Origin of the sequence: Pseudomonas sp. MF5691 (assembly GCF_016405645.1) — a bacterium.
In the GTDB taxonomy this organism is placed as follows: Bacteria; Pseudomonadota; Gammaproteobacteria; order Pseudomonadales; family Pseudomonadaceae; genus Aquipseudomonas; species Aquipseudomonas shahriarae.
On the sequence record NZ_JAEKDC010000005.1, the window covers coordinates 124,949 to 150,415 of the forward strand.

Below are 25,467 nucleotides of genomic sequence, written 5' to 3' on the forward strand. Positions count from 1 at the left end.
GCGCTCCTCTATAAGGGAACATTCAATAAAGGTGGCTTCAGATGGGTGCATCGGTCGCTGAAGCCACCTTTTCCAAGGCACGCCGGGTAGTGCTGGCGCGACGCTAAAAAGGCGCGGCAGTATAACCCGGCGCGATGGCCGATACACCCGACGATGGTCAAACGCTGCCGACCACCCTCCTGGAGGAGCCGACTCCTACAAAAAGCAGTTACAGTGATCGCACATTTTGATGTGAGGCCTTTCATGCATGAACTGCACGTCGGCGAACGCCGCTGGTCGGTCTCCACCGGCAGCAATCTGTTGGATGCCTTGAACCAGGCCGGTGTGGCTGTGCCCTACAGTTGTCGCGCGGGCAGTTGCCATGCGTGTTTGGTGCGCTGCCAGGGCGAGGTTGATGACAAGCAGCCCGATGCCCTGAACCCGGCACAACGCCAGGACGGCTGGCGTCTGGCCTGCCAGTGCCAGGTCGTGGGCGATGTACAGGTCGAGACCTTTGACCCCTTGCGCGACGGCGCGGCGGCAACGGTGCTGAGCGCCGATTGGTTGAGCCCGACAGTGTTGCGCCTGCGCCTGCAAGCGGAACGTGGGTTGCGCTACCGGGCCGGCCAGCACCTGGTGTTGTGGGCGGGCACGGTGGCGCGGCCGTATTCCCTGGCCAGCCTGCCCGAGGAAGATCCGTTCCTGGAGTTCCACCTCGATTGCCGCCTGCCCGGCGAATTCAGCGACCTTGCGCGGCAGTTACAGGCCGGCGATCCATTGCGCCTGGGCGAGTTGCGCGGCGGCGCGTTGCACTACGATCCGGACTGGCAATCCCGGCCGCTGTGGCTGCTGGCATCCGGCACCGGAATGGGCCCGTTGTGGGGCGTGTTGCGTGAGGCGTTGCGCCAGGATCACCAGGGCGCCATTCGCGTGATTCACCTGGCCCATGATGCTGATAGCCATTATCTGGCCGAGCCCCTGAGGCAACTGGCCGCGAGCCATCCCAGCCTCAGTGTGGAGCTGTGGACGGCGGCGCAGTTGACCGAGGCTTTGGCGCAACTGCGGCTTGTTTCCCGGCAAACCCTGGCCTTACTCTGCGGGCACCCCAGCAGTGTCGAGGCCTTTTCCAAGCGCCTGTTCCTGGCTGGCTTGCCGCGCAATCAACTGCTGGCCGATGTGTTCCTGCCCCGTGGTTGAGCGCTGATGTCTATCTGCGAGACTCACCATGACCGACGCCATCCTGCTGCACCGTGACCGTGGGCTGCTGATCCTGCAGCTCAATCGCCCCGACAAGAAAAATGCCCTGACCCGCGCCATGTACAGCCAATTGGCGGCGGCGCTGGAGCAGGCCGATGCCGACACGACGGTCAATGCCGTGCTGATCCAGGGCAGCAGCGACTGCTTTACCGCCGGCAACGACATCGGCGACTTCCTTGAGCAGCCGCCCACAGACCTGGACAGCCCACCCTTTCATTTCATGCAAAGCCTGCTCAACTGCCGTAAACCGGTGATTGCCGGCGTGGCCGGGGCGGCGGTGGGCATTGGCACCACGCTGCTGCTGCATTGCGACCTGGTGTATGTCAGTCGCGATGCCCGGTTGCGCATGCCATTCGTCAACCTGGGGCTGTGCCCTGAGTTTGGCTCCAGCCTGATCCTGCCGCGCTTGCTGGGGCACGCGAAAGCTGCTGAGTTGCTGCTGCTGGGCGAAGGGTTCAGTGGGGAGCAGGCTGCGCAGTGGGGGATCGCCACCGAAGCGTTGGGCAGCGGCGAAGCGGCCCTGGCCAAGGCGCGGGAAGTCGGCGGGCGCTTTGAGACCCTGGCGCCGGGGGCGGTGCAGGTGACCAAGCAATTGATGAAGAGCGTTGACCGCGAGCAATTGCGCCAGGTAATCGAGGAGGAGGGCGCATTGTTTACCCAGCGCTTGAGGTCGCCGGAGGCGATTGCGGCGTTGTCGGGGTTTATTGCCCGGCGCTGAAATCCAAGTGGTTGGACTGGCGTTATCGCGGGCAAGCCCGCTCCCACACTTGAAATGCGCTCCAATGTGGGAGCGGGCTTGCCCGCGATAACGCCAGTCCAGTCACCACATTACCGTGACTTGAAATGCAAAAGGCCCTGTCACTCACGTGCCAGGGCCTTTGCTTTTCAGCGGGTCACTCAGACCATTGGATCGCCAACGTGCAGGATCTTCATGCCGTTGGTGCCACCGATGGTGTGGTAGCTGTCGCCCTTGGTCAGGATCACCCAATCGCCTTTCTCGACTACGCCACGCTTGAGCAGTTCGTCGATGGCAGCCTGGCTGACTTGCTCAGGCGGCAGCGACGCCGGGTCGAACGGTACGGTGTAGACGCCACGGAACATGGCCGCACGGGCCTGGGTTTCGCGGTGCGGGGAGAACGCGTAGATCGGGATCGAGGAACGGATACGCGACATGATCAACGGCGTGTAGCCACTTTCGGTCAGGGCGATGATCGCCTTTACACCCGGGAAGTGGTTGGCGGTGTACATGGCGGCCAGGGCGATGCTCTGGTCGCAGCTTTCGAACACTTTGCCGATGCGGTGGCTGGAGGTTTTGCTGGTCGGGTGTTTTTCAGCGCCGACGCAGATACGCGCCATGGCCTGGACTGCTTCCAGCGGGTACGGGCCGGCAGCACTTTCCGCCGAGAGCATCACGGCGTCGGTGTAGTCGAGCACGGCGTTGGCCACGTCGGACACTTCGGCACGGGTCGGCATCGGGTTCTGGATCATCGACTCCATCATCTGGGTCGCGACGATCACCGCTTTATTGTGGCGGCGTGCGTGCAGGATGATTTTCTTCTGGATGCCGATCAGTTCTGCGTCACCGATTTCTACACCGAGGTCGCCACGGGCAACCATCACTGCATCGGACGCCTTGATCAGGCCGTCGAGGGTTTCGTCGTCGGCCACGGCTTCGGCGCGCTCGATCTTCGCCACCAGCCAGGCGGTACCGCCGGCTTCGTCGCGCAGTTGGCGGGCGTACTCCATGTCGGCAGCGTCACGCGGGAAGGATACGGCGAGGTAGTCCACTTCCATTTCGGCGGCGAGCTTGATGTCAGCCTTGTCTTTTTCGGTCAGGGCCGGTGCAGTCAGGCCACCACCGCGACGGTTGATGCCTTTGTGGTCGGACAGCGGGCCGCCGATGATCACGGTGCAGTTGAGCTCGGTGACGGTGGCGGTGTCGACACGCATGACCACGCGGCCATCGTCCAGCAGCAGTTCGTCGCCGACGCCGCAGTCTTTGACCAGGTCCGGGTAGTCGATACCCACGACCTGCTGGTTGCCTTCGGTCAGCGGATGGCTGGTGGAGAAGGTGAATTTGTCACCAATCTTCAGCTCGATGCGCTTGTTGGCGAATTTGGCGATACGGATCTTCGGCCCTTGCAGGTCACCCAGCAGCGCGACGAAGCGGCCATGCTTGGCGGCGAGGTCACGTACCAGCTTGGCGCGAGCCTTGTGCTCGTCCGGGGTGCCGTGGGAGAAGTTCAGACGGGCAACGTCCAGGCCAGCCAGAATCAGCTGTTCGAGGACTTCCGGCGAGTTACTGGCCGGGCCAAGGGTGGCGACGATTTTGGTACGACGGACGGACATGCACGGACTCCTGAGTTCTAGCGCTGGGGAAGGCTACTATGCTCTTTGGCTGTAGTCATTGTTCGTTTGCACTACTTATTGTCGATTCGCTTGTTTTCACTCGATGACGCCAGACGAACTACCTTGAAGATTTTCGCCCAAGGGTCGATACACTGCTCAAGACAGGAGAACACCCATGCGAGTTTTGATCATTGCAGCCCTGGCCGTCAGTGTTGTCGGCTGTACCCGTTGGTCGATGGACCATCATTTGAACAATGCCTACCGGGCCTACAACGTAGGCGACTGCGAACGGGTTACCCTGGAATTGTCCCAGGTCGACCGTCAAAGCCGGTCCCGTCGCTACGTGCAGCCGGAGGTCTCGATGCTGCGTGGGCAGTGCCTGGAACGGCAGAAGTTGTTCGTGGATGCCGTGCAGACCTATCAGTTCATCATCAGCCAATATCCGTCGAGCGAATACGCATTCCGTGCCCGCGCACGCCTGGATACCCTGCAACAACTGGGGCATTACCCCGGTGCAAGCACTGCACGAGCACGGCCAACCGCCTTGTGATGGCATTTGTAATTTGATAGCTGGCCTCTTGCCAGAGTTGGGCTATTCTTTGGATGTCTGTTTGTACAACTTTCAATCCAAATAGATGTAGCCCCTGATTCGATGGCGTTAAAACGACAGGGCAAAGGCTGCTGTTGTAGCGAAGTCCGGGGGAGAGCGGGGTGCTGCTGGCAGCGCTCCGGTCCGAATCACAGGAACGGCCAGAATCATGGCCATTGGACGGCGATCTCATCATGTTTACCGACCGAAGGATTGAGCGACACCAGTTGCCCTGTTTTTTACAGGTGTTCAACCGCCACACGGATAAACCCATCGGTTACTTGGGTAACATCTCCAGCGACGGGCTGATGTTGGTCAGCCGATTACCCATGATGGTCAACGCGGATTTTGAGCTGCGCTTGAAGATCCCCGGACCTGAGGGGGATGTGCATGCCATTGACTTCACTGCTACCTGCCTGTGGAGCCGTGAGGATATCAATCCCCAGCATTACGATTCGGGGTTCACCCTGCTGCAGGCCCCCGACGAGTACGGGCAATTGATTGCTGCGCTGTTGCAGTACTTCAGCTTTGATCCCTTGCAGGCTTCGGCCTAGCGTCATACGCCATTCATAGCACGCCGGCCTTTTTCCAGCCCAGGTAACGGGTTACCAGGTCTGCGCCGAGGTCCGAGGGTCGGGCGTCCAATACCGCCAGGCCCTGCGCCTTCATGCGGTCATGCAATTCTTCCCGGGCATTGAGGTAGTCGACGCTGCCACAGTAGGCCAGCGCTTCCGGCAAGGTTTGCACAGGCGCCTGGCGCACTTGATCCAGCACTTCTTCGCGCAGGCTCGCGACCAATACCCGGTGCTGGCGGCTGATGCGCTTGACGGCGGTCAGCAGATCCTCGTCGTCCTCATCACGCAGGTTGGTCACGATAATCACCAAGGCCCGGCGTTTCTGGCGGGCCAGCAGTTGGTTGGCCGCAGCCTGGTAGTCGGCCGCGCGCCGGGTGGTGTCCAGGTCGTATACCGCGTTGAGCAACTGGTTCAACTGGCCGCTGCCCTTGACGGGTGCCAGGTAGCGCGGCTGGTCGCAGGCGAAGGTGCACAAGCCCACGGCATCGCCCTGGCGCAGGGCCACATAGCTGAGCAGCAGGCACGCGTTGAGAGCGTGGTCGAAATGCGCCAGCTCGTTGTCCTGGCTGCGCATCCGCCGGCCGCAGTCGAGCATGAACACAATCTGCTGGTCGCGCTCATCCTGATATTCCCGGGCAATCGGCGTGCGTTGCCGGGCCGTGGCCTTCCAGTCGATCTGGCGCAGGCTGTCACCCTCGCGAAATTCCCGCAACTGGTGAAACTCCAGGCCCAGGCCGCGACGCTGGCGCTGGCGTACACCCAGTTGGCTGAGCCAGTTGTCTACCGCCAGTAATTGCGCGCCGTACAGGCGGGCAAAATCCGGATAGACCCGGGTGGCGTCCTTGACCGGTTCCTGGCGCTTGGCAGTCCACAGCCCCAGGAGGCTGGGGAGGTGTACCTCACAGCGCTCAAAACTGAAATGCCCACGGCTCAAGGGGCGCAGGCGGTAGCCCAGTTCGCTCTGTTCCCCGGGGCGCAGGGCGATGGACTGGGGCAGGTTTTGCACGCTCAAACCATCCGGTACGTGATCAAACACCTCCAGGACCAACGGCTGTGGATAGTCATGTTCCAGGGTGATCCGCACCTCGCTCCAACGCCCCAGCGCCAGGCTGCCGGGCATCTGCCGGCGCAGGCGTGGCGAGGGGCGGCGTTTCAGCCGGCCAGCATCGAGCAAGGCCAGCAAGAGCAGCGCCAGGAGCAGGCCCCAGGCGATGGAATGCAGGGCGGCCGGCACGTTGAGTTGCAGGGCCACGGCCGTCCCGAGGGCGATGTTCAGGCCCAGCAACACGGCAAGCCAGGCCAGCAACAGGCGAGTCGGTTTCATGGGCATGTCACTGGCGTGGTGCCGGCACTTGGTCGAGCAACTGGGTCAGCACCTGATCCACCTCCAGGCCTTCGATATCCAGCTCCGGGGCGATGCGTACCCGATGGCGCAACACTGCCAGCGCACAGCTCTTGATGTCGTCCGGCGTGACGAACTCGCCACCTCGCAGCAGGGCGCGAGCACGGGCACCCCGCACCAGGGCGATGGACGCACGCGGGCCCGCGCCCAGGGCCAGACCGGGCCAGGTGCGGGTGGTACGAGCCAGGCGCACGGCGTAGTCGAGTACCTGTTCATCCAGGGCCAGCTCACTGGCGACCTGCTGCAACAGCAACACGTCAGCGGCTTGCAGCACGGTGCGCAGTGGTTGCACGTCGAGCATGTCGGCGCGCGATGAACGGGTCACTTCACGTACCATATCCACCTCTTGCTGCGCTTCGGGGTAGTCCATGCGCACCTTGAGCATGAACCTGTCGAGTTCGGCCTCCGGTAGTGGATAAGTGCCTTCCTGTTCGATGGGGTTCTGGGTGGCCAGCACCATAAAGGGCTGGCCGATAGGCAGGGCTTCGCCTTCGAGGGTGACCTGGCGTTCCTGCATGGCTTCGAGCAGGGCGGCCTGGGTTTTTGCCGGGGCCCGGTTGATCTCGTCCGCCAGCAGCAAGTGGGTGAACAACGGCCCCTTGCGCAGTTTGAACTGCTCGGTGTGCAGGTCGTACACGGCATGCCCGGTTACATCACTGGGCATCAGGTCCGGGGTGAACTGGATACGCGCGAAGTCGCCGTCAAAGCAGCGGGCCAGGGCCCGTACCAGCAGGGTCTTGCCCAGGCCGGGAACCCCTTCGAGCAACACGTGGCCGCCGGCGATCAATGCGGTCAGCACGTCATCAATCACCCCATCCTGGCCAATCACGGCCTTGCGCAACTCGGTGCGCAGCGCCTGGGCCAACTGGGTGGCCCGACCGGTGTCGAGGGTGTTGGGTGAATCCACTGGAGAGTCGCTCATAGGGCATTCCTGAGGGTTTGCAGGCAGGCCACCTGGCGGCTGAAGTCGGCGCTGGAAAGCCGCTTTGCCGGGAGTGGGCCCAGGGCCTGGCTGATAATGGATGGCGGTTGGCGAGTCAGGCGTTCAAGGGCTTGCCATTGCCCGGCAGTGTCCAACTGTTCGAAGCCGGGGTGGCGGCGGCGGGCGGTGCGCAGGATGTCCCGCTGCAGGGCGTGCAACAGGCTGTTTTGCCCGCTGCGGCGCAGCAGGAAATCGGCACTGGCATTCAAGTGCTCCAGCAGTTGCCGGCGCGCCTTGGGCGCGGGTGCCTGGATGGGCCCCTGGCGTATGCCGGCGCGCCACAACCCCAGCACAATCAAGGCGGCGAGTGCCAACAGGGCCTGGGGGAAGTAACGCAGCAACAGGCTGAACAGGTTCTCGACATCCGTGTTGGACAGTAGGGTGACATTGCTGCCCTGGGTCAGGTACCAGAGCAGCCAGGCATTATCGTGCAGGCCTATATCCGGGGTTTTCCACAGTTCGCTGTCGGTGATCACTGTCACACGGCCCTGCCCGAGATCGAGTTGCATCAGGTGGCTGGACTTGGCGCTGTTGGCCGAAAACTGGGCCAGGTGCCTGGGGTCGATCAAGGTGAAGTCGGTGTCGAAACTGAAGAAGGCCGGTGCGGTTTCATTATCGACATACAGGCGTGTCAGGTCCGGTTTCTTGCCCTTGCGAGGTGGGGCTGGCTGGTCGAAGTCATCGCTGAAGGCCTGGCGCAACTGCAGGCGATCGAGCAGCAGGTCGCCGCTGTCCTGGGTTTCTTCATCCCATATAGCTTCGGCCACCAGCAGCAGGTGGCCGCCGGCCTGGGTCCACTCCAGCAACTGGTCAACCTGGCGCGGGGTCATGTTGCTGCGTTCGCTGAGCAACAGCAGGCTGCCGCCCTTGGAGGGCAGGGTAGCCAGGCGTTCCAGGCTGTTGGCGTGCTCGACGGCTATGCCTTGCTGGCGTAGGAAATGCTCCGCCGCCAGGTAGGGATTAGCCTGGGCTTCGGGTGATGGCCCGCGCTCGACCACTTCCTCGTAGGGGATCGCCTTGTGCCAGGCGTAGAAGCCCCCCGCCGTCAGCAGGCAGGCCAGGATCAGCGCGAGCCAGATCAGTGGCCGGTTCATCCCGTGGCCTCGCTGTCGAACAGCGCGCGCCAGTGGGCGCACAGTTGTTGTTGGGCCAGGGCAGGCGGTACGCGATGGCCATAGGCGAGGTTTTGCCAGTGGCGGGTCAGGTCGTCGCTGAATGCCAGCAATTGCGGCTGTTGCAAGTGACGCACACGCTCCAGGACCTGGCCTTCGGTATCGGCGTTTTTCAGGGGCAGGTTGAAGTCATGCAACAGGCGGCTAAGCAGGCCGCGATAGAGCAGGCCAAGCGCTTCACGGGGCTGGGTGGCCCACAGTTGCTCGGCGGTACCGGCGATGTCATCGGGTAATGTTTCCACGCCCATGTCCAGGCCGAACAGTTGTGACGGCACGGGCTGGTCAACGGTGCGGGGGGCGCGGCGATGGCTGACAAAGGCGTGCAGCCAATCACGATAGCGCCAGGCCACCAAGGCAATACCGGCGATCAGCAGGCTCCACAACAGCACCTCCATGACCAGGGCCAGGGACTTGAAGGTGTCGCTGTTGAGGTTGTCGAGCAAGGATTTAAGCCAGGCAGGCAACCGGGCATCCCCTGTGGGCTTGGTCTTGTCGATGGTCTGGTCTTCACCGAAACGGTAGCGGGTCACGGATTCCGGATTCTTGAACGGGGGCTCTTCCAGCAGGCGCTTGATCGCCTGGCTGGCGGCTGGCGTACTCAAGGGTTGTGCAGCCACGGGTTGATCGGCCATGGCCTGGGGTGTTGGCGGGAGCAGCAGCAGGCCGACAGCCAGCAGCAGGACGGCCACCGTTGACCCCAGGCGCTGGCGCAGACGGCGGAACACCAACTCCAGGTCCCAGGCTTCGAGCACGGTACGCCGGTTCAGGTAGAGGCTGAACCCGCAGGCCACATAGATCGGTTCCCAGAGCACCAGGACCAGGGCGTACAAGGCATTGGTCAGGTGTTCCAGCCAGAGCCAGTCCTGGCTGCTGGCCAGCGCCAGTTGTTGCCAGTCCCAGTCGAGCTCGACCTGTTGTGGCAGGAACAGGTAGAACAGCGCCATCAAGCCAACCCACAGTGCTGTTTCCAGGTGAATACCGATCAGCGTCAGCCAGCGCGCTGCGCCGGCATTGCGCTGTTGCAGCACCCCCAGCCGTTGTTGGCGGGCCAGGCCGCCGAGGCCTTCGAGTTGCACCACGGGCATGACGAAGCTGCGACTGAGGCTCAAGCGCCTCCAGGTCAGGCTGGCCAGCAGTTGACCTTTGAGCAGGCGTGGCCATTGGCGCAGCGCCTGCTTGAGGGTAGGCGTTTCGCCAAACAGTGCTGTGGACAGGATATACAGCGGCAGGCGCTCAAAGGCCGGTTTCAACCACCAGAACACCAGTACAGCAACAGATGGGTAGTCCCACAGCGCAAGGCTGATCAGGATAAAGATCGGCAGGCTGACCAGGGCCCAACTGCTCATCAAGAGCACGCGGTGCTTGCGGGCCAGCAATACCCCCAGGTCCATGGCTTCCCACGTAGTGCGGGGGCGGATTACCACGCTGGCGTCACTCAGGCGCATGACGACCCCTGCCGGCAAACAGCAGATAGGCGAGCACCATCGCCCAGAGCGCGGCGCCCACCAGGTACTTGCCCCAAGGTTCCACGGCGGTGGTGGAGGACCAATAGGCCTCTATAAAGGCCGCGATCAGCAGGAATAAAATCACGCCGCAGATCATTTTCACGCTTTTGCGGGCTGCCAGGCGCAGTGCTTCACCCCGGGGCAATGCTCCCGGCGCGATCAAGGCCCAGCCCAGTTGCAGGCCGGCCGCGCCGGCCAGGGCGATGGCCGTCAGTTCAAAGGCGCCGTGGCCGATGACAAAGGACCAGAAGGTCTGCCCATAGCCAATTTCGGTCAGGTGACCGGCGATGGCGCCGATCATCAGGCCATTGAAAAACAGGAAAAACACGCTGCCCAGGCCAAACAGCAGGCCGCCGGCAAAGGTCTGGAAGGCGATGCCGATGTTATGCATGACGTAGTAGCCGAACATCATCCAGTCTTCGCTCGACGCCCGCGCGGCTGCGCGGCCCAGGCGACTGGCGTCGGGGTCGTACATCTCCTGCATCTCGGACACTTGCGGGGCACTGACAATGGTGTAGATCAGTTCGGGGAACAGATAGACCAGCAGCGCAATGCCGATCAGGCTGCCAAAGAACAGCAGGCTGGCGACCAGCACGAAGCGCCATTGTTCGCGAACCGTGCGGGGGAAATCCGCCAGCAGGAAGCCCAGCACCTTGGCACCGAGCTGGCTGCGATGGCGATACAACTGTTGATGGCCGCGCAAGGCCAACTGTTGCAGCGGGTCTATCAGGTAGCTGCTGTAGCCCCGCTCCTGCGCCAGTGCCAGATGTTGGCACAGGCGTCGGTAATCTTGAGGGAAACGCGTCAGATCCTCGGCCTTTGCCTTGCCTTGTTCAAGCAGTGCCAACTGGCTGGCAAATGCCTGCCAGTGCGGCTGGTGACGGGTTTCGAACAGGCTTTGCTTCATGTCGGCCCCAGCAGGCCGCGGGCCACGCCATTGAGCTGTTCCACGGCGCGCGCGGGGGAGACTTGCAGGGGCGTGGCCAGAATCGCCGCCAGCTCGTGGGTCCGTTCGGCGGACAGCTCACCCTGGCGCTCGGCAAAACCCAGGATCGCACGTTGCTCGTCCAGCTCGAGGGCAAAGGGCAGGCGCAATGCCGGGGCCTGGGGCAGGTGAGGGCGGGCCAGGGGCTGTTCGCGATAGATCACCAGGGTACCGGCCGCAATGTCGCCCAGGCGTTTGAAGTGGGGATGTTGCAGGCAACTGATGGCCCCGAGGAAATAGCCGAACGGCAACATATCGACAAACCGCAGCAGGTTGCGGATCAGGGATGCGGACCAGCCAATGGGCGTGCCGTCATCCTGTACCACGCGCAGGCCCATGATCTGTTTGCCCGGTGAACTGCCCTGGTTGAGCACTTCGAACAGCACCATGTACCACCAACTGACGAGGAACAGCAGGATCGAGCCCAGGCCGATGCCCAGGTTGCCGAGAAACGCCAGGGCGATGAACAGGATGCCGAGGATCAGGCCGCGCAGGCCCAGGTCGAAGCCGAATGCCAGTGCCCGGGGCATCAGCCCGGCGGGGCGCAAGGGCAGGTCGATGCCTTCCGGGGTCTCGATCTGATAGCGGGTGTCCAATGGTGCGGTGGGCATTGCATTCCCTGGCAGTGCGGTGTGGCTGGGCATGGGCAACCTCGTCGGGCAGCCGGCAATTCGAGAGGCCGATGCTAGCAGTGTCGTGGACGGAAGTAACACCTGAAAATGCGCCAAGGTTTCACTGAATGTTTATCCAGTGCACACGGCGCTGGCCCCGGGCGGCGTCCAGCGCCTAGACTTTGTCGGTCTTCAGCACAGGAATAGCCCGTGACCTCGATCTTCTGGTACGACTATGAAACCACCGGCATCAACCCACGCAGCGACCGTGCGCTGCAGGTTGCCGGGATTCGCACCGACCATGACCTCAATGAGGTCGGGCCGCCGGTCAACCTCTATTGCCAGCCCAGCGACGATATCCTGCCGCACCCAGCCGCGTGCATGATCACGGGCATTACCCCCGGCCAACTGGCGGAAAAGGGTCTGGCCGAAGCCGACTTCATGACGCGGGTGCATGCCGAGCTGGCCGCCCCCGGCACCTGTGGTGCGGGTTACAACACCCTGCGTTTCGATGACGAAATGACCCGCTACAGTTTGTATCGCAATTTTTTCGACCCTTACGCACGGGAATGGCAGAGCGGGAACAGCCGCTGGGACTTGATCGACGTGATGCGCACGGCCTATGCCCTGCGTCCCGACGGCATTGTCTGGCCCGAGCAGGACGGACGCGTGACCCTCAAGCTGGAGCGCCTGACGGCGGCCAATGGAATTGACCATGGCCAGGCTCACGAGGCTTTGGCTGACGTGCGGGCCACCATCGCCCTGGCGCGGTTGGTCCGGGAAAAACAACCCAAGTTGTACGATTGGTTGTTTCAACTGCGCAGCAAGCAGCGGGTCATGGATCAAATCCGCCTGTTGCAGCCCATGGTGCATATTTCCGGGCGCTTTTCCGCTGAGCGCCATTACCTGGGGGTGGTCCTGCCCCTGGCGTGGCATCCGCGCAATCGCAACGCGTTGATTGTCTGCGACCTGGGGCTCGACCCACAGGCGCTGCTGGACCTGGATGCCGAAACCCTGCGCCAGCGCTTGTATACCCGGCGCGATCAATTGGCCGAGGGTGAGTTGCCGGTCCCGCTCAAACTTGTTCACATCAATCGTTGTCCGGTCGTCGCGCCGCTGAATGTGTTGCGGGCGCAAGACCAGCAGCGATTGAACCTGGACATGCGTGAATATCAGGCCCGGGCACTGCGGCTAACTGACGCACAGGAACTTTGGCGGGATAAATTGCCGGCGATTTATGCCGAGGACGATTTCGCCGCAAGCGCCGACCCGGAGCAACAGCTCTACGATGGTTTTATTGGTGATCGGGATCGACGTTTATGTGAGCAAGTCCGCACTGCTGAACCCGAGCAACTAGCACGCCAGCAGTGGCCTTTTGATGATCATCGTTTGCCGGAATTATTATTTCGCTATCGTGCCCGCAACTTTGCGCACACCTTGGACAGTGAAGAGCAACAACGCTGGAAACTCTTCTGTCAGCAACGCTTGTCAGATGCGGATTACGGCGCGCCAAATACCCTTGAGAGTTTCAATAAGGCCAGGCTTGAATTGGACGCTAGTGCTACATCGTTTCAGCGTCAGGTGCTGGATGAGTGGCAGGAATATGCTGACGCTTTAAGCCAGCGCCTGGACCTGTAATCGGCGTTCGATAAAAAGTAGGCAATAAAAAACGCCAGCGAACTGGCGTTTTTTATTGTGTCGCGAATCAGGTGACGATCTGGCGAACCTTAGTCCAGCAGGGTAGCCCAGCCTTCAACCACGTCACCGCCCCACTTGGCTTTCCACTCTTTCAGAGTCTTGTGGTTGCCACCTTTGGTTTCAATCACTTCGCCGTTGTGCGGGTTTTTGTATTGCTTGACCTTACGCGCGCGCTTGGTACCGGTAACTTTCACGGCGGCGCGTGGTGCTTTAACTTTCGATTCCGGATCCAGCAGCGCGATGATGTCACGCAGGGATTTGGAGTATTCACCCATCAGGGTGCGCAATTTGCCTTCGAATTCCAGCTCGGTTTGCAGTTTGTCGTCTTGGGACAGATTCTTCAAACGTTCTTGCAGCTCTTTGATAGCGGATTCGGTGGCACGGTATTCGTTGATCAGGGACATGAGGACTACCTTATACGGGACGCTGAGGGACAGGGATAGTGGCCTAATAATAGTCAGACAGTTTGCCCAAGTAAACATTTAAGCTCGGTTTTATGTGATTTACTTTGGTTGTTTGTAGCGAAAGGCTCGGAGTGCATTATTTAGTGCGTCCAGCCGGCTAAAGATAATCTCATTAGATCTCGGCTAATTGCGGTAACAGATGCTTGTACTGACATAGTGCCCAGGTAAAAACCATACGCTGTTTAGGGCCGCCGCAAGGAATCGCGCGAATAAGCGCTGAGGAGTACTGCAGTTTTTCTACGGTGTCGCTAGAATGGCGGCCTTTGCGAAGTTCTGGAGTTTGCCCCTAATGCGCACTTTTCGTCTGGTGATTGCTTGCCCGGATCGGGTTGGTATCGTCGCTAAAGTCAGTAACTTTCTGGCCTCCCACAATGGCTGGATCACCGAAGCGAGTCATCACTCGGACAATCTCAGTGGTTGGTTTTTCATGCGCCACGAAATTCGCGCGGACACCCTGCCGTTTGGCCTTGAAGCGTTTCGCGAGGCGTTTGCGCCCATCGCCGAAGAGTTTTCGATGACCTGGCGTATTACCGACACCGAGCAGAAAAAACGCGTGGTGCTGATGGCCAGCCGCGAATCCCACTGTCTGGCGGACTTGCTGCACCGCTGGCACAGCGATGAGCTGGATTGTGAGATCGCCTGTGTGATTTCCAACCACGACGACCTGCGCAGCATGGTGGAGTGGCATGGCATTCCGTACTACCACGTCCCGGTCGACTCGCAGAACAAACAGCCGGCCTTCACCGAAGTCTCGCGTCTGGTCGAGCAGCATCAAGCGGACGTTGTAGTCCTGGCGCGCTATATGCAAATCCTGCCGCCGGAACTGTGCCGCGAATACGCAGGCAAGGTAATCAACATTCACCACAGCTTCCTGCCGTCCTTTGTCGGGGCCAAGCCGTATCACCAGGCGTCGCTGCGTGGCGTGAAGCTGATTGGTGCAACCTGCCACTACGTCACCGAAGAGCTGGACGCAGGTCCCATCATCGAGCAGGACGTGGTCCGCGTCAGCCACAGCGACAGCATTGAAGACATGGTGCGTTTCGGCCGCGACGTCGAGAAGATGGTCCTGGCCCGTGGCCTGCGCTATCACCTGGAAGACCGCGTGCTGGTGCACGGCAACAAGACCGTGGTGTTCTGATCGACTGTTTTGGGTTGAAGCAAAAAGGGCCTGGGCGTTAAATCACCCAGGCCCTTTTTATTAGTGTCAGTTGCGAGGATCGAACCATGAATGATCCCCTGGATAAAGCCACGTCCAAGGCGCCCGCCACCTTGGGGGAGGGCTGTTTGAGCCGCTATGACCCGGATGCCCTGGATGCCGAGGACGGCACGGATTTCCCCGATGCCGCCCGGTTGTGGGAGCAGTTGCAGGAAGAGTCAGGGCCGCACGACAAGCCCGGCCCTGACAAAAACAACGCTGGCTGAATGTAGGCGCTGCTGTGTTGAGGTCTAGATGCGGAAGCTCCCCACCAATTGTTTCAAGCGCGCCGCTTGCTGCTCCAGATCGGAGCAGGCGCGCAAGGTGGACTGCAGGTTTTCCACACCCTCCTGATTGAGCGTGTTGATCTCGGTGATGTCGATATTGATCGACTCCACCACCGAGGTCTGCTCTTCCGTCGCGGTAGCCACTGATTGGTTCATGCCGTCGATTTCACCGATGCGCTGGGTCACGCTGCTCAGGCGCTCGCCTGCCAGGTTGGCGATTTCCACGCTTTCGAGGCTGTGGCGCTGGCTTTCGCTCATGGTGCTGACCGAATCCCGGGCGCCGACCTGCAGCTCCTCGATCATCTTTTGCACCTGTTGCGCCGATTCCTGCGTGCGGTGGGCCAGGTTGCGCACCTCGTCGGCCACCACCGCAAACCCGCGTCCGGCTTCCCCGGCTCGCGCAGCTTCAATGGCTGCGTTGAGTGCCAGGAGGTTGGTTTGCTGGGAAATACTGGTGATCACTTCGAGGATCTGGCCGATATTCACGGTCTTGCTGTTAAGTGCCTCGATATTGCTGCTGGAGGCACTGATCATCTCGGACAGTTGCGTCATGGCCTTGATATTGCGCTCCACCACTTGCTGGCCATCTTCGGCCAGATGGCGTGCGTCGCTGGCCTGGTTCGAGGCCTGGGCGGCGTTGCGGGCAATTTCCTGGGCAGCGGCACCCAACTGGTTGATCGCTGCCGCGACACTGTTGGTGCGGTTGGCCTGTTCGTCGGAGTTGACCATCGACGAGTTGGAGGCGCTTACCACGCGCAGGGCCACTTCATTGACCTGGCCGGTGGCGGAGGACACTTCGCGAATCGAAGTATGAATCCGCTCCACAAAGCGGTTGAAGGCTTTGCCCAGAATGCCGAATTCGTCGTGGTTCTGGATCGTCAGGCGGCGCGTCAGGTCACCTTCGCCATCGGCGATGTCTTCCATGGCCCGGGTCATGACATGCAGCGGTTGCATCAGCACGCGGATCAGCATGCCCAGCAGCGCGATGATGATTGCCACGGCAATCACCGTGGCAATAATGGCCGAGGTGCGGAATTCGCTGAGCATTGCGAAGGATTTGTCTTTATCTACCGACAGACCGATATACCAGTTCACTGACGGCAAACCCTTGATCGGGGCGAAAGTGACGATACGGGTTTTGCCCTCGACCTCGATTTCGCTGAAGTCGGCACTGATCTTGACGGTCTGGTTCGGGTACGCCTCGCCCAGGGTCTTCATCACCAGGTTTTTTTCCGGGTGCACCAGGATCTTGCCGTCGGCACTGACCAGGAACGCGTAGCCCATGCCGCCGAAGTCCAGCGCGCCGATATTGTCCACCAGGGTTTGCAGGCTCAGGTCACCGCCGACCACGCCGACGCTTTGCCCGGCCTTGCTGCTGGGGGTGGCGATGGAAATGATCAACTGGCCGGTGGCGGCGTCGATATAGGGCTCGGTCAGGGTCGAGCCATTGCTGCTCTGGGCACCCTTGTACCAGGGGCGCACGCGTGGATCGAAGCCGTCGGGCATCTTGGCATCGGGGCGAATGGTGAAGCCGCCTTTGCTATCGCCCAGATAGGTTGCCATGAACGAAGATGTCAGGGCTTTCTGCTCTAGCAGGCTGGCGATGACGCTCGGCTCGGGGTTGATGGCGATGTTCTGGGCGGCGTTTTCCACCAGCACAATACGTCCGGCCAACCAGCTCTGGATATTGCTGGCGGTGACATCCCCCATTTCGTGTAGGTAGCTGTCGAGGTCATTGCGAATCGCGTTGCGTTGCAGGTAGTCGTTGTACAGCGTAAACAACGCAAATGCGGCAATGACGATAAGGGCGGCTGCAAGCAGGATTTTGTGGCTGAAGCGCAGATTTTTATTCATGGCTCGTCGTGTCCGCTAGTGTCTTAATGTCCAAGGCGCGTCTTTTATGGCAACGCATAAATGACAGCGTTAAATAAAGTGTGATATTTCCATTTGCTCCTGCAGGAATTATCTGACCTAACTTTTTTAGGCTTTTTGGGTCTCTCGCTTTATCTGTATCGACCGTGCAGGGCTAAAGATTAATCATGGGTGACAAAATGCCAGACTCCTCGCAACTTCTTATTGGTGCAGACCTCGAAGGCCAAGTCATCGCCCAGGCCATGCGCCTGGGTAACCGCCATGGCCTGATAGCCGGCGCTACCGGCACCGGCAAGACCGTGACGTTGCAGCGGCTGGCAGAGGCGTTCAGTGATGCTGGCGTGGCGGTGTTCGCTGCAGATATCAAGGGTGACCTGTGTGGCCTTGGCGCTGCAGGCAATCCCCAGGGCAAGGTGGCCGAGCGGATCGCCGGCATGCCGTTCCTGAATTACGCGCCTAAGGCATATCCGGTAACGCTGTGGGATATCCACGGTCAGTCCGGTCATCCACTTCGTACAACCTTGAGTGAAATGGGCCCACTGTTGCTGGGCAGTCTGCTGGAGCTGACCGACAGCCAGCAGTCGACCTTATATGCAGCGTTTAAAGTGGCCGATCGCGAGGGCTTGTTGCTCTTGGATCTCAAGGACCTCAAGGCCCTGCTCAATCACCTCAAGTTCCACCCCGAATTGCTCGGCGATGATGCGGCCCTGATGACCACGGGCTCCAGCCAGGCTTTGCTGCGGCGCCTGGCCGTGCTGGAACAGCAGGGCGCCGAAGCTCTGTTCGGCGAGCCGGCGCTGCAACTGGAAGATATTCTGCAACCGGCCAGCGATGGGCGAGGGCGTATTCATTTGCTGGATGCCAGCCGCCTGGTGCACGAGTCACCCAAGGTCTATGCGACCTTCCTGCTGTGGTTGCTGGCGGAGCTGTTCGAGCAGTTGCCGGAACGCGGAGATGCCGACAAGCCGCTGCTGGCACTGTTCTTCGACGAAGCGCATTTGCTGTTTGCCGATACGCCCAAGGCCTTGCAGGATCGCCTGGAGCAAGTGGTGCGGTTGATTCGCTCCAAAGGTGTGGGGGTGTATTTTGTCACCCAGTCGCCGGGCGACTTGCCGGATAGCGTACTGGCGCAACTGGGTTTGCGGATCCAGCATGGCCTGCGGGCGTTCACCACCAAGGAGCAAAAATCCCTGCGGGCGGTGGCCGATGGTTTCCGACCAAATCCTGCGTTTGATGCGCTGGCGGTATTGACCGAGCTGGGCACGGGTGAGGCGCTGGTGGGTACGCTGCAGGAAAAAGGCACCCCCGAGGTGGTCCAGCGGGTGCTGGTCGCGCCGCCGCAGTCGCGGATCGGGCCGTTGACTGCCGCCGAGCGGGCAGGGTTGATTGCCGGCTCGCCTCTACAGGGGCGCTATGACAAGCCGATTGATCGTGAATCCGCCTATGAAGTGTTGATGGCACGCAAGGAGCTGGGGCCCGAGGCGAGTGCTGCGCCTGCCGCTGAAGAACCGAGCTTCACCGACAAGGCCGGGGCGTTTCTTGGCACGACCGCGGGCAAGGCCCTGAAATCGGCGATGCAGCAGGCGGCCAACCAGATGGGCCGCCAGTTGGTGCGCGGGCTGTTGGGGTCTTTGCTTGGCGGTAGCAAGCGCAAGTAGCCATCCAGGTCTATGCAACCCAATGTGGGAGCGGGCTTGCCCGCGATTGCGCTGTATCAGTCGATACATGTGCCGACTGGCACACCGCACTCGCGGCTGCCCGCTCTCAGGTCTTGGGCTTGGCGTGACTGGCCAGGCGCTCCAGCGCTGCGCGCAACTTCGGATCTGTAATCCCGTCTGCCGTCGCCTGGATGGTTTCGGCGGCATTCACCGACAAATCCATGGTATGCCCCACCGCACCTTGCTGCACGGTCGGTGGCTGGACCTTGAACTGGATGCGCTGCAGGCTCTCAAATACCTCAAATGCCTGTAGCTGGCGCTGCAAGCGTTTTTGTTGGTAGCGCAGGCGGGTTGCCCAATGCCCATCGGTGACGATCAGCAGCAGCGTACCTTCACGCCACGATGCCACATGACAGTGTTCGCGGGCTGCAGGTTGCAGTTGGCTTTCCAGGAGGCGTTGCAGATGGCCCAGGCGTTGCGCATGGCCAAAGATGGCTTTTAAAGGCTTGGCTTCGCGCAGCAACACGGCGGGAGCACGGGCCGTAAGAGGGCGAAATGCCATGATCTAGACACCTTAGGTAACAGAGCCGCCATGGTAGCAGAAAGCGTGTGCGGCACCGTGGTCATTGCTTTGTCAGCAGTTTATCCATTAAATCAATAAGTAACTTCTCACTCGAATGGGTTGAAGTTCAGCAAAAAGCCCCTATTTTAAACAAGCCCTCTGGGAACGCTGTGCCTGCATCGTGGAACAACGCCACTTTCCTCACCCTCGTTTCCGGGTAGAATGCTCGTTCGCATGCGGCCGTGAGGGCTGCTCGGGCGACTCACGGGGCGCCCCTTCATCCCTAATGTGTGGAAGAACCTGCCGATATGTTTGCGCCTTTGTTAAAGAAACTTTTTGGAAGCAAGAATGAGCGCGAAGTCAAACGCATGCTCAAGACGGTGCAGCTGGTCAATGCCTTCGAAGAGCAGATGGTTGCTTTGTCGGACGAGCAATTGCGCGCCAAGACCGAAGAGTTCAAGGCCCGCATAGCCAAAGGTGAGACCCTCGACAAACTGCTGCCTGAAGCCTTTGCGGTCGCCCGCGAAGCCGGTAAGCGGGTGATGGGCATGCGCCACTTCGACGTCCAGTTGATCGGCGGCATGACCCTGCATGAAGGCATGATTGCCGAAATGCGCACCGGTGAAGGCAAGACCCTGGTGGCAACCCTGGGTGTTTACCTCAACGCACTGTCCGGCAAGGGCGTGCACGTTGTGACGGTGAACGACTACCTGGCCCGCCGGGACGCCAACTGGATGCGTCCGCTGTATGAATTCCTCGGCCTGACCGTCGGCGTCGTGACGCCGTTCCAGCCGCCGGAAGAGAAGCGTGCCGCCTACGCCGCCGACATCACCTACGGCACCAACAACGAATTCGGTTTCGACTACCTGCGCGACAACATGGCGTTCAGCATGGAAGAAAAATTCCAGCGCGAACTCAACTTTGCCGTGATCGACGAAGTCGACTCCATCCTCATCGACGAAGCCCGTACTCCGCTGATCATCTCCGGCCAGGCCGAAGACAGCTCGCGCCTGTACACCGAAATCAACAAGTTGATCCCGCGCCTTGAGCAACATATCGAGGAAGTGGAAGGCGTGGTGACCAAAGAAGGTCATTACTCCATCGACGAGAAGACCCGTCAGGTCGAACTCAACGAAGCCGGTCACCAGTTCGTCGAAGAAATGCTGACCCAGATCGGCCTGCTGGCTGAAGGCGAAAGCCTGTACTCGGCGCACAACCTGGGCCTGTTGACCCACGTGTATGCCGGCCTGCGCGCCCACAAGCTGTTCCATCGCAACGTCGAATACATCGTTCAGGACGGCCAGGTGGTACTGGTCGACGAACACACCGGCCGTACCATGCCCGGTCGTCGTTTGTCCGAAGGCCTGCACCAGGCCATCGAAGCCAAGGAAGAGCTCAATATCCAGGCCGAGAGCCAGACCCTGGCCTCGACCACCTTCCAGAACTACTTCCGCCTGTACAACAAGCTGTCCGGCATGACCGGTACTGCGGATACCGAAGCGTTCGAATTCCACCAGATCTACGGTCTGTCGGTGATGGTTATCCCGCCGAACAAGCCGCTGGCGCGTAAAGACTACAACGACCTGGTGTTCCTGACCGCCGACGAGAAATACGCGGCCATCGTCGCCGACATCAAGGAATGCATGACCCATGGCCGTCCGGTCCTGGTGGGTACTGCCACCATCGAAACCTCCGAGCACATGTCGAACCTGCTCAACAAGGAAGGTATCGAGCACAAGGTCCTCAACGCCAAGTTCCACGAAAAAGAAGCCGAGATCATTGCACAGGCCGGTCGCCCAGGCGCGCTGACCATCGCGACTAACATGGCCGGTCGTGGTACCGACATCCTGTTGGGCGGCAACTGGGAAGTGGAAGTGGCGTCCCTGGACAACCCGACCCCTGAGCAGATCGCCCAGATCAAGGCCGACTGGCAGAAACGCCACCAGGCAGTGCTGGAATCCGGTGGTTTGCAGGTGATCGCGTCCGAGCGTCACGAATCGCGTCGTATCGACAACCAACTGCGTGGCCGTGCCGGTCGCCAGGGTGACGCCGGTTCCAGCCGTTTCTACCTGTCCCTGGAAGACAGCCTGATGCGCATCTTCGCCTCGGATCGGGTGAAGAACTTCATGAAGGCCCTGGGCATGCAGTCCGGCGAAGCCATCGAGCACCGCATGGTGACCAACGCCATCGAAAAGGCCCAGCGCAAGGTCGAAGGTCGTAACTTCGACATTCGTAAGCAACTGCTGGAGTTCGATGACGTCAACAACGAACAGCGTAAAGTGATTTATCACATGCGTAACACGTTGCTGGCCGCCGACAACATTGGCGAAACCATCGCCGACTTCCGTCAGGACGTGCTCAACGCCACCGTCAGCGCCCATATCCCGCCACAGTCCCTGCCTGAGCAGTGGGATGTTGCCGGCCTGGAAGCGGCGTTGAAGAGCGACTTCGGTGTCGATCTGCCGGTCCAGCAATGGCTCGACGAAGACGACCACCTGTACGAAGAAACCCTGCGCGAAAAACTGATGGCCGAACTGCTGGCCGCGTATAACGAGAAAGAAGAGCAAGCCAGTGCCGAAGCACTGCGCACCTTCGAGAAGCAAATCGTTCTGCGCGTGCTGGACGACCTGTGGAAAGACCACCTGTCGACCATGGATCACCTGCGTCACGGTATCCACCTGCGCGGCTACGCCCAGAAGAACCCGAAGCAGGAGTACAAGCGCGAGTCGTTCACGCTGTTCTCCGAGTTGCTGGATTCGATCAAGCGCGATTCGATTCGTGTGCTGTCCCACGTTCAGGTGCGCCGCGAAGACCCGATCGAAGAAGAAGCCCGTCTGCGCCAGGAAGCCGAAGCCCTTGCCGCGCGCATGCAGTTCCAGCATGACGAAGCACCGGGTCTTGAAGCACCTGAAGTGCTGGGCGAAGAAGTCGACGTGGCCCTGGCCCAGGCGCCGGTGCGCAACGAGCAGAAGCTGGGTCGCAACGAGCCGTGCTGGTGCGGTTCGGGCAAGAAGTTCAAACACTGCCACGGCGAAATCAACTAAGATTTTTGCCTGACGCTGCAATACCCTGCGCCGCGACCGGCATCAGCCGTCGCGGCGTTTTGCCATTTAATCACCGTCGACGACGACGGTGTAGACATCGTTAAGGAGCGCATTCATGGCTGTTGGTCTTGGTCCTTTGCCCACGTTGCACCCGGTTGCCGGTTTTGAACTCGGTATCGCTTCGGCCGGCATCAAACGCCCTGGGCGCAAAGACGTGGTGGTGATGCGCTGTGCCGAAGGCTCGACCATCGCCGGTGTTTTCACCCTGAACGCGTTTTGCGCCGCGCCGGTGATTCTCGCCAAGCAACGCGTCGAAGGCCCGGTACGTTACCTGCTGACCAACACCGGCAATGCCAACGCCGGCACCGGCGAACCAGGCCTGGCCGCTGCCGCGCGCACCTGCGCCAAGCTGGCGGAGTTGACCGGCGTGGACGCCAGCCAAGTGCTGCCGTACTCCACCGGGGTGATCGGTGAGCCATTGCCCGTGGAAAAAATCGAAAACGCCCTGCAAGCCGCGCTGGACGACCTGTCGGTGGATAACTGGGCGGCCGCGGCCACCGGGATCATGACCACTGACACCTTGCCCAAGGGCGCCAGCCGCCAGTTTGTGCATGACGGCGTGACCGTCACCGTGACAGGTATCAGCAAAGGCGCGGGCATGATCCGCCCGAACATGGCGACCATGCTCGGCTACATCGCCACCGACGCCAAAGTCTCCCGTGACGTGCTGCAAAACCTGATGCTTGATGGCGCCAACAAGTCGTTCAACCGCATCACCATCGACGGCGATACCTCGACCAACGACTGCTGCATGTTGATTGCCACCGGCAAGGCCGATCTGCCGGAAATCACCTCGTCCAACGGCCCGCTGTTCGCGGCGTTGAAGCAGGCGGTGTTTGAAGTGTGCATGGAAGTGGCCCAGGCCATCGTGCGTGACGGCGAAGGCGCGACCAAGTTCGTTACCGTTGAAGTCAACGGCGGCGGTAATCACCAGGAGTGCCTGGATGTGGGTTACACCGTGGCCCACTCGCCATTGATCAAGACCGCGCTGTTTGCGTCCGACCCGAACTGGGGCCGGATCCTCGCGGCGGTTGGCCGTGCCGGCGTACCGAACCTGGATGTGAGCAAGATCGACGTGTTCCTCGGCGATGTGTGCATCGCCAGCCGTGGTGCCCGTGCCGAGACCTACACCGAAGCCCAGGGCTCGGCGGTGATGCAGCAGGAAGAAATCACCATCCGTATCGAGTTGGGGCGCGGTGAGTGCAGCGAAACCATCTGGACCACCGACCTGTCCCACGAGTACGTGAAGATCAACGCCGAATACCGTACTTGATACCTGCCCGGGGCATTGGCAATGCCCCGGCAGGCGCCGGCTTAGAGGACGTAAAACCGTGAAACGAGTTCATGTAGCAGCCGCAGTCATTCGCGGTACCGATGGCCGGATTCTGTTGGCCCGTCGTGCAGATACCCAGCACCAGGGCGGCCTCTGGGAGTTTCCCGGTGGCAAGGTGGAGGCCGATGAGTCGGTGCTCACCGCACTGGGGCGAGAGCTGCAGGAAGAATTGGGTATCCAGGTCACCACGGCCCGGCCGTTGATCCAGGTACAGCATGATTACCCGGACAAGCAGGTGTTGCTGGATGTCTGGGAGGTCTCGGCGTTTACCGGCGAGCCCCACGGCGCGGAAGGGCAGCCCCTTGAATGGGTGGCGCCACGGGACTTGCAGAACTACGAGTTTCCCGCGGCCAATGCGCCCATCGTGGCTGCTGCCCGTTTGCCCGCCGACTACCTGATCACCCCAGGCGAACTGGAAACCCCGGTGCTGTTGCGCGGTATCCAGAAAGCCGTTGCCGGTGGCATCAAACTGATCCAGTTGCGTGCGCCCAATGGCTACGACCCCAAATACCGCGACCTGGCGGTGGACGCCGTAGGCCTGTGTGCCGGCAAGGCGCAATTGATGCTCAAGGGGCCGTTTGAATGGCTCGGTGATTTCCCGGCTGCTGGCTGGCACATGACCTCGGCGCAACTGCGCAAATACGCGAGCAAGGGCCGACCGTTGCCCAAGGACCGCTGGTTGGCGGCGTCTTGCCACAATGCCGAGGAACTGGCATTGGCCGAACTGATGGACGTGGATTTTGTCACTCTGTCGCCGGTGCAGCCGACCCAGACTCACCCTGATGCGCAGCCTCTGGGTTGGGAAGAGGCGGCGCAGTTGATCAAGGGCTTCAGCAAGCCGGTGTTTCTGTTGGGCGGGGTTGGGCCTGACGAGCGGGAGAAGGCCTGGGAGAGCGGGGCGCAGGGTGTGGCGGGGATTCGGGCGTTCTGGCCTGAGGTGTGAGTTGTCATTGCTGGCCCCATCGCAGGCAAGCCAGCTCCCACATTTGAATGTATTCACAAATCAAAATGTGGGAGCGGGCTTGCCCGCGATGAGGCCCCGCCAAACAATACAAAACCCGCAGAATCTCAGTGCGGCCTAGCCGCCTGCCACAAAATCCCCACATTTGAATGTATTCACAAATCAAAATGTGGGAGCGGGCTTGCCCGCGATGAGGCCCAGTCAAACAATACAAAACCCGCAGAATTTCAGTGCGGCTTAGCGGCCTGCCACAAAATCCCCACATTTGAATGTATTCACAAATCAAAATGTGGGAGCGGGCTTGCCCGCGATGAGGCCCTGCCAAACAATACAAAACCCCGCAGAGTCTCAGTGCGGCTTAGCCGCCGCCTGCCACAAAATCTCCGCAATCCCTTGCCTCCGGGCAATCACCCTTGCTGCCACAAACAGCAAATCCGATAGCCGATTGATATATGCCAACCCCGCCCCTTCCAACGGCTCCAGCGCATTCAGTTGCTGGCAGCGCCGCTCGGCGCTACGGGCCAGGCTGCGGCACACGTGGGCCTGGGCAATCAGCGCCGAACCGCCGGGCAGGATGAAGTTCTCCAAAGGCCCGACTTCTTCATTCCAGCGATCAATCGCGGCTTCCAGGCGGTCCACCTCGCCCGCATTGAGCGCCTTGTAGACCGGCATTGCCAACTCGCCACCCAGGTCAAACAATCGATGCTGGCAGGGTGTCAGTACCTCGATCACATCCTTCAGCGCGGGATGCTGGCCGCTTTGCTCCTCAAGGCCAGCCAACAGCAGGCCCAGTTGGCTGTTGAGGCTGTCCACTTCACCGATCGCCTCCACCCGGGGGTGATCCTTGGGCACGCGGCGGCCGTCACCCAGGCCGGTTTCGCCCTTGTCGCCGGTACGGGTGTAAATTTTCGACAGGCGAAAGCCCAT

General features: G+C 60.9%; 22 protein-coding genes and 1 pseudogene. 11 read left to right on the forward strand and 12 right to left on the reverse strand.

Features of this window, described 5'->3' with window-relative positions; all coding sequences use genetic code 11:
- Window positions 1-243 precede the first annotated feature (243 nt).
- Complete coding sequence (locus JFT44_RS09740) at window positions 244-1,176, forward strand: iron-sulfur-binding ferredoxin reductase (RefSeq protein ID WP_198830599.1); 933 nt, start codon at window positions 244-246, stop codon at window positions 1,174-1,176.
- 28 nt (window positions 1,177-1,204) lie between these two features.
- Entirely contained in the window at window positions 1,205-1,954 is a 750-nt protein-coding gene (locus JFT44_RS09745; protein WP_057960545.1) for an enoyl-CoA hydratase, read from the forward strand.
- 179 nt (window positions 1,955-2,133) lie between these two features.
- Here JFT44_RS09745 and pyk read toward each other — a convergent pair whose 3' ends face one another.
- The gene (gene pyk, locus JFT44_RS09750; protein WP_029295454.1) at window positions 2,134-3,585 is read right to left on the reverse strand and encodes a pyruvate kinase; all 1,452 of its coding nucleotides are present in this window, start codon (window positions 3,583-3,585) and stop codon (window positions 2,134-2,136) included.
- A gap of 175 nt (window positions 3,586-3,760) precedes the next feature.
- Between pyk and JFT44_RS09755 the strand changes: the two genes are divergently transcribed.
- Together JFT44_RS09755 and JFT44_RS09760 are read left to right on the forward strand one after the other, a co-directional pair.
- Window positions 3,761-4,135, forward strand: a complete 375-nt coding sequence (locus JFT44_RS09755; protein ID WP_198830600.1) for a tetratricopeptide repeat protein — start codon at window positions 3,761-3,763, stop codon at window positions 4,133-4,135.
- A 233-nt stretch (window positions 4,136-4,368) separates the two neighbouring features.
- Entirely contained in the window at window positions 4,369-4,728 is a 360-nt protein-coding gene (locus JFT44_RS09760; RefSeq protein ID WP_057440146.1) for a PilZ domain-containing protein, read from the forward strand.
- A gap of 13 nt (window positions 4,729-4,741) precedes the next feature.
- On the opposite strand, the gene JFT44_RS09765 is transcribed toward JFT44_RS09760, so the two are convergent.
- Genes JFT44_RS09765 through JFT44_RS09790 form a run of 6 tightly spaced genes read right to left on the reverse strand, consistent with a single transcriptional unit; the run spans window position 4,742 to window position 11,406 of the window.
- A complete protein-coding gene (locus JFT44_RS09765) occupies window positions 4,742-6,073 on the reverse strand; it encodes a DUF58 domain-containing protein (protein WP_198830601.1) in 1,332 nt (443 codons plus the stop codon).
- Between the two features lie 7 nt (window positions 6,074-6,080).
- A complete protein-coding gene (locus tag JFT44_RS09770) occupies window positions 6,081-7,073 on the reverse strand; it encodes a MoxR family ATPase (protein ID WP_115128840.1) in 993 nt (330 codons plus the stop codon).
- Entirely contained in the window at window positions 7,070-8,227 is a 1,158-nt protein-coding gene (locus JFT44_RS09775; RefSeq protein WP_198830602.1) for a DUF4350 domain-containing protein, read from the reverse strand. Before JFT44_RS09775 ends, JFT44_RS09770 begins: the two co-directional genes overlap by 4 nt.
- Window positions 8,224-9,750 carry a DUF4129 domain-containing protein gene (locus JFT44_RS09780; protein ID WP_198830603.1) on the reverse strand — a complete coding sequence of 509 codons (1,527 nt, stop codon included), beginning with the start codon at window positions 9,748-9,750 and terminating at the stop codon, window positions 8,224-8,226. Before JFT44_RS09780 ends, JFT44_RS09775 begins: the two co-directional genes overlap by 4 nt.
- A complete protein-coding gene (locus JFT44_RS09785; protein WP_057960548.1) occupies window positions 9,737-10,717 on the reverse strand; it encodes a stage II sporulation protein M in 981 nt (326 codons plus the stop codon). Before JFT44_RS09785 ends, JFT44_RS09780 begins: the two co-directional genes overlap by 14 nt.
- Window positions 10,714-11,406, reverse strand: a complete 693-nt coding sequence (locus JFT44_RS09790) for an RDD family protein (protein ID WP_057440133.1) — start codon at window positions 11,404-11,406, stop codon at window positions 10,714-10,716. Before JFT44_RS09790 ends, JFT44_RS09785 begins: the two co-directional genes overlap by 4 nt.
- 210 nt (window positions 11,407-11,616) lie before the next feature.
- Between JFT44_RS09790 and sbcB the strand changes: the two genes are divergently transcribed.
- Complete coding sequence (gene sbcB, locus JFT44_RS09795; RefSeq protein WP_120734022.1) at window positions 11,617-13,044, forward strand: exodeoxyribonuclease I; 1,428 nt, start codon at window positions 11,617-11,619, stop codon at window positions 13,042-13,044.
- Between the two features lie 89 nt (window positions 13,045-13,133).
- On the opposite strand, the gene mvaT is transcribed toward sbcB, so the two are convergent.
- Entirely contained in the window at window positions 13,134-13,508 is a 375-nt protein-coding gene (gene mvaT / locus JFT44_RS09800; protein WP_057440135.1) for a histone-like nucleoid-structuring protein MvaT, read from the reverse strand.
- A 349-nt stretch (window positions 13,509-13,857) separates the two neighbouring features.
- Here mvaT and purU point away from each other — a divergent pair, with 349 nt between their 5' ends.
- The gene (gene purU / locus JFT44_RS09805; RefSeq protein WP_029295472.1) at window positions 13,858-14,706 is read left to right on the forward strand and encodes a formyltetrahydrofolate deformylase; all 849 of its coding nucleotides are present in this window, start codon (window positions 13,858-13,860) and stop codon (window positions 14,704-14,706) included.
- 86 nt (window positions 14,707-14,792) lie between these two features.
- Window positions 14,793-14,990, forward strand: coding sequence for a hypothetical protein (locus JFT44_RS09810; RefSeq protein WP_057960537.1), 198 nt, complete (start codon window positions 14,793-14,795; stop codon window positions 14,988-14,990).
- Window positions 14,991-15,014: 24 nt separating this feature from the next.
- Here the strand turns inward: JFT44_RS09810 and JFT44_RS29080 are convergent, their stop codons facing one another.
- Together JFT44_RS29080 and JFT44_RS29085 are read right to left on the reverse strand one after the other, a co-directional pair.
- The gene (locus JFT44_RS29080) at window positions 15,015-15,779 is read right to left on the reverse strand and encodes a methyl-accepting chemotaxis protein (RefSeq protein ID WP_370694606.1); all 765 of its coding nucleotides are present in this window, start codon (window positions 15,777-15,779) and stop codon (window positions 15,015-15,017) included.
- A gap of 93 nt (window positions 15,780-15,872) precedes the next feature.
- Window positions 15,873-16,904 (reverse strand): annotated as a pseudogene (locus JFT44_RS29085) (cache domain-containing protein); the annotation flags it as partial.
- Window positions 16,905-17,101: 197 nt separating this feature from the next.
- Between JFT44_RS29085 and JFT44_RS09820 the strand changes: the two are divergent.
- Window positions 17,102-18,580 (forward strand): helicase HerA-like domain-containing protein, encoded by a 1,479-nt coding sequence (locus tag JFT44_RS09820; RefSeq protein WP_198817666.1) that lies wholly within the window; start codon window positions 17,102-17,104, stop codon window positions 18,578-18,580.
- A gap of 106 nt (window positions 18,581-18,686) precedes the next feature.
- On the opposite strand, the gene JFT44_RS09825 is transcribed toward JFT44_RS09820, so the two are convergent.
- A complete protein-coding gene (locus tag JFT44_RS09825; protein WP_057440138.1) occupies window positions 18,687-19,142 on the reverse strand; it encodes a DUF721 domain-containing protein in 456 nt (151 codons plus the stop codon).
- A 308-nt stretch (window positions 19,143-19,450) separates the two neighbouring features.
- On the opposite strand from JFT44_RS09825, the gene secA reads away from it, so the two are divergent.
- The 3 genes from secA (at window position 19,451) to JFT44_RS09840 (ending at window position 24,522) form a co-directional block, all read left to right on the forward strand.
- Window positions 19,451-22,186 carry a preprotein translocase subunit SecA gene (gene secA / locus JFT44_RS09830; protein WP_115128834.1) on the forward strand — a complete coding sequence of 912 codons (2,736 nt, stop codon included), beginning with the start codon at window positions 19,451-19,453 and terminating at the stop codon, window positions 22,184-22,186.
- 115 nt (window positions 22,187-22,301) lie between these two features.
- Complete coding sequence (gene argJ / locus JFT44_RS09835; RefSeq protein WP_057440140.1) at window positions 22,302-23,519, forward strand: bifunctional glutamate N-acetyltransferase/amino-acid acetyltransferase ArgJ; 1,218 nt, start codon at window positions 22,302-22,304, stop codon at window positions 23,517-23,519.
- A 58-nt stretch (window positions 23,520-23,577) separates the two neighbouring features.
- A complete protein-coding gene (locus tag JFT44_RS09840) occupies window positions 23,578-24,522 on the forward strand; it encodes a Nudix family hydrolase (protein WP_120734018.1) in 945 nt (314 codons plus the stop codon).
- Between the two features lie 366 nt (window positions 24,523-24,888).
- Here JFT44_RS09840 and JFT44_RS09845 read toward each other — a convergent pair whose 3' ends face one another.
- Window positions 24,889-25,467, reverse strand: a complete 579-nt coding sequence (locus JFT44_RS09845) for a cob(I)yrinic acid a,c-diamide adenosyltransferase (RefSeq protein ID WP_120734016.1) — start codon at window positions 25,465-25,467, stop codon at window positions 24,889-24,891.

Coding starts and splice junctions, on each gene's coding strand:
- JFT44_RS09785 (WP_057960548.1), bottom strand. CDS start 10,717: ATGAAGCAAAGCCTGTTCGAAACCCGTCACCAGCCGCACTGGCAGGCA.
- secA (WP_115128834.1), top strand. CDS start 19,451: ATGTTTGCGCCTTTGTTAAAGAAACTTTTTGGAAGCAAGAATGAGCGC.
- JFT44_RS09780 (WP_198830603.1), bottom strand. CDS start 9,750: ATGCGCCTGAGTGACGCCAGCGTGGTAATCCGCCCCCGCACTACGTGG.
- JFT44_RS09810 (WP_057960537.1), top strand. CDS start 14,793: ATGAATGATCCCCTGGATAAAGCCACGTCCAAGGCGCCCGCCACCTTG.
- mvaT (WP_057440135.1), bottom strand. CDS start 13,508: ATGTCCCTGATCAACGAATACCGTGCCACCGAATCCGCTATCAAAGAG.
- JFT44_RS09765 (WP_198830601.1), bottom strand. CDS start 6,073: ATGAAACCGACTCGCCTGTTGCTGGCCTGGCTTGCCGTGTTGCTGGGC.
- JFT44_RS09775 (WP_198830602.1), bottom strand. CDS start 8,227: ATGAACCGGCCACTGATCTGGCTCGCGCTGATCCTGGCCTGCCTGCTG.
- pyk (WP_029295454.1), bottom strand. CDS start 3,585: ATGTCCGTCCGTCGTACCAAAATCGTCGCCACCCTTGGCCCGGCCAGT.
- JFT44_RS09755 (WP_198830600.1), top strand. CDS start 3,761: ATGCGAGTTTTGATCATTGCAGCCCTGGCCGTCAGTGTTGTCGGCTGT.
- argJ (WP_057440140.1), top strand. CDS start 22,302: ATGGCTGTTGGTCTTGGTCCTTTGCCCACGTTGCACCCGGTTGCCGGT.
- JFT44_RS09745 (WP_057960545.1), top strand. CDS start 1,205: ATGACCGACGCCATCCTGCTGCACCGTGACCGTGGGCTGCTGATCCTG.
- JFT44_RS29080 (WP_370694606.1), bottom strand. CDS start 15,779: ATGGTCAACTCCGACGAACAGGCCAACCGCACCAACAGTGTCGCGGCA.
- JFT44_RS09845 (WP_120734016.1), bottom strand. CDS start 25,467: ATGGGCTTTCGCCTGTCGAAAATTTACACCCGTACCGGCGACAAGGGC.
- JFT44_RS09740 (WP_198830599.1), top strand. CDS start 244: ATGCATGAACTGCACGTCGGCGAACGCCGCTGGTCGGTCTCCACCGGC.
- JFT44_RS09820 (WP_198817666.1), top strand. CDS start 17,102: ATGCCAGACTCCTCGCAACTTCTTATTGGTGCAGACCTCGAAGGCCAA.
- JFT44_RS09770 (WP_115128840.1), bottom strand. CDS start 7,073: ATGAGCGACTCTCCAGTGGATTCACCCAACACCCTCGACACCGGTCGG.
- JFT44_RS09825 (WP_057440138.1), bottom strand. CDS start 19,142: ATGGCATTTCGCCCTCTTACGGCCCGTGCTCCCGCCGTGTTGCTGCGC.
- JFT44_RS09760 (WP_057440146.1), top strand. CDS start 4,369: ATGTTTACCGACCGAAGGATTGAGCGACACCAGTTGCCCTGTTTTTTA.
- purU (WP_029295472.1), top strand. CDS start 13,858: ATGCGCACTTTTCGTCTGGTGATTGCTTGCCCGGATCGGGTTGGTATC.
- JFT44_RS09790 (WP_057440133.1), bottom strand. CDS start 11,406: ATGCCCACCGCACCATTGGACACCCGCTATCAGATCGAGACCCCGGAA.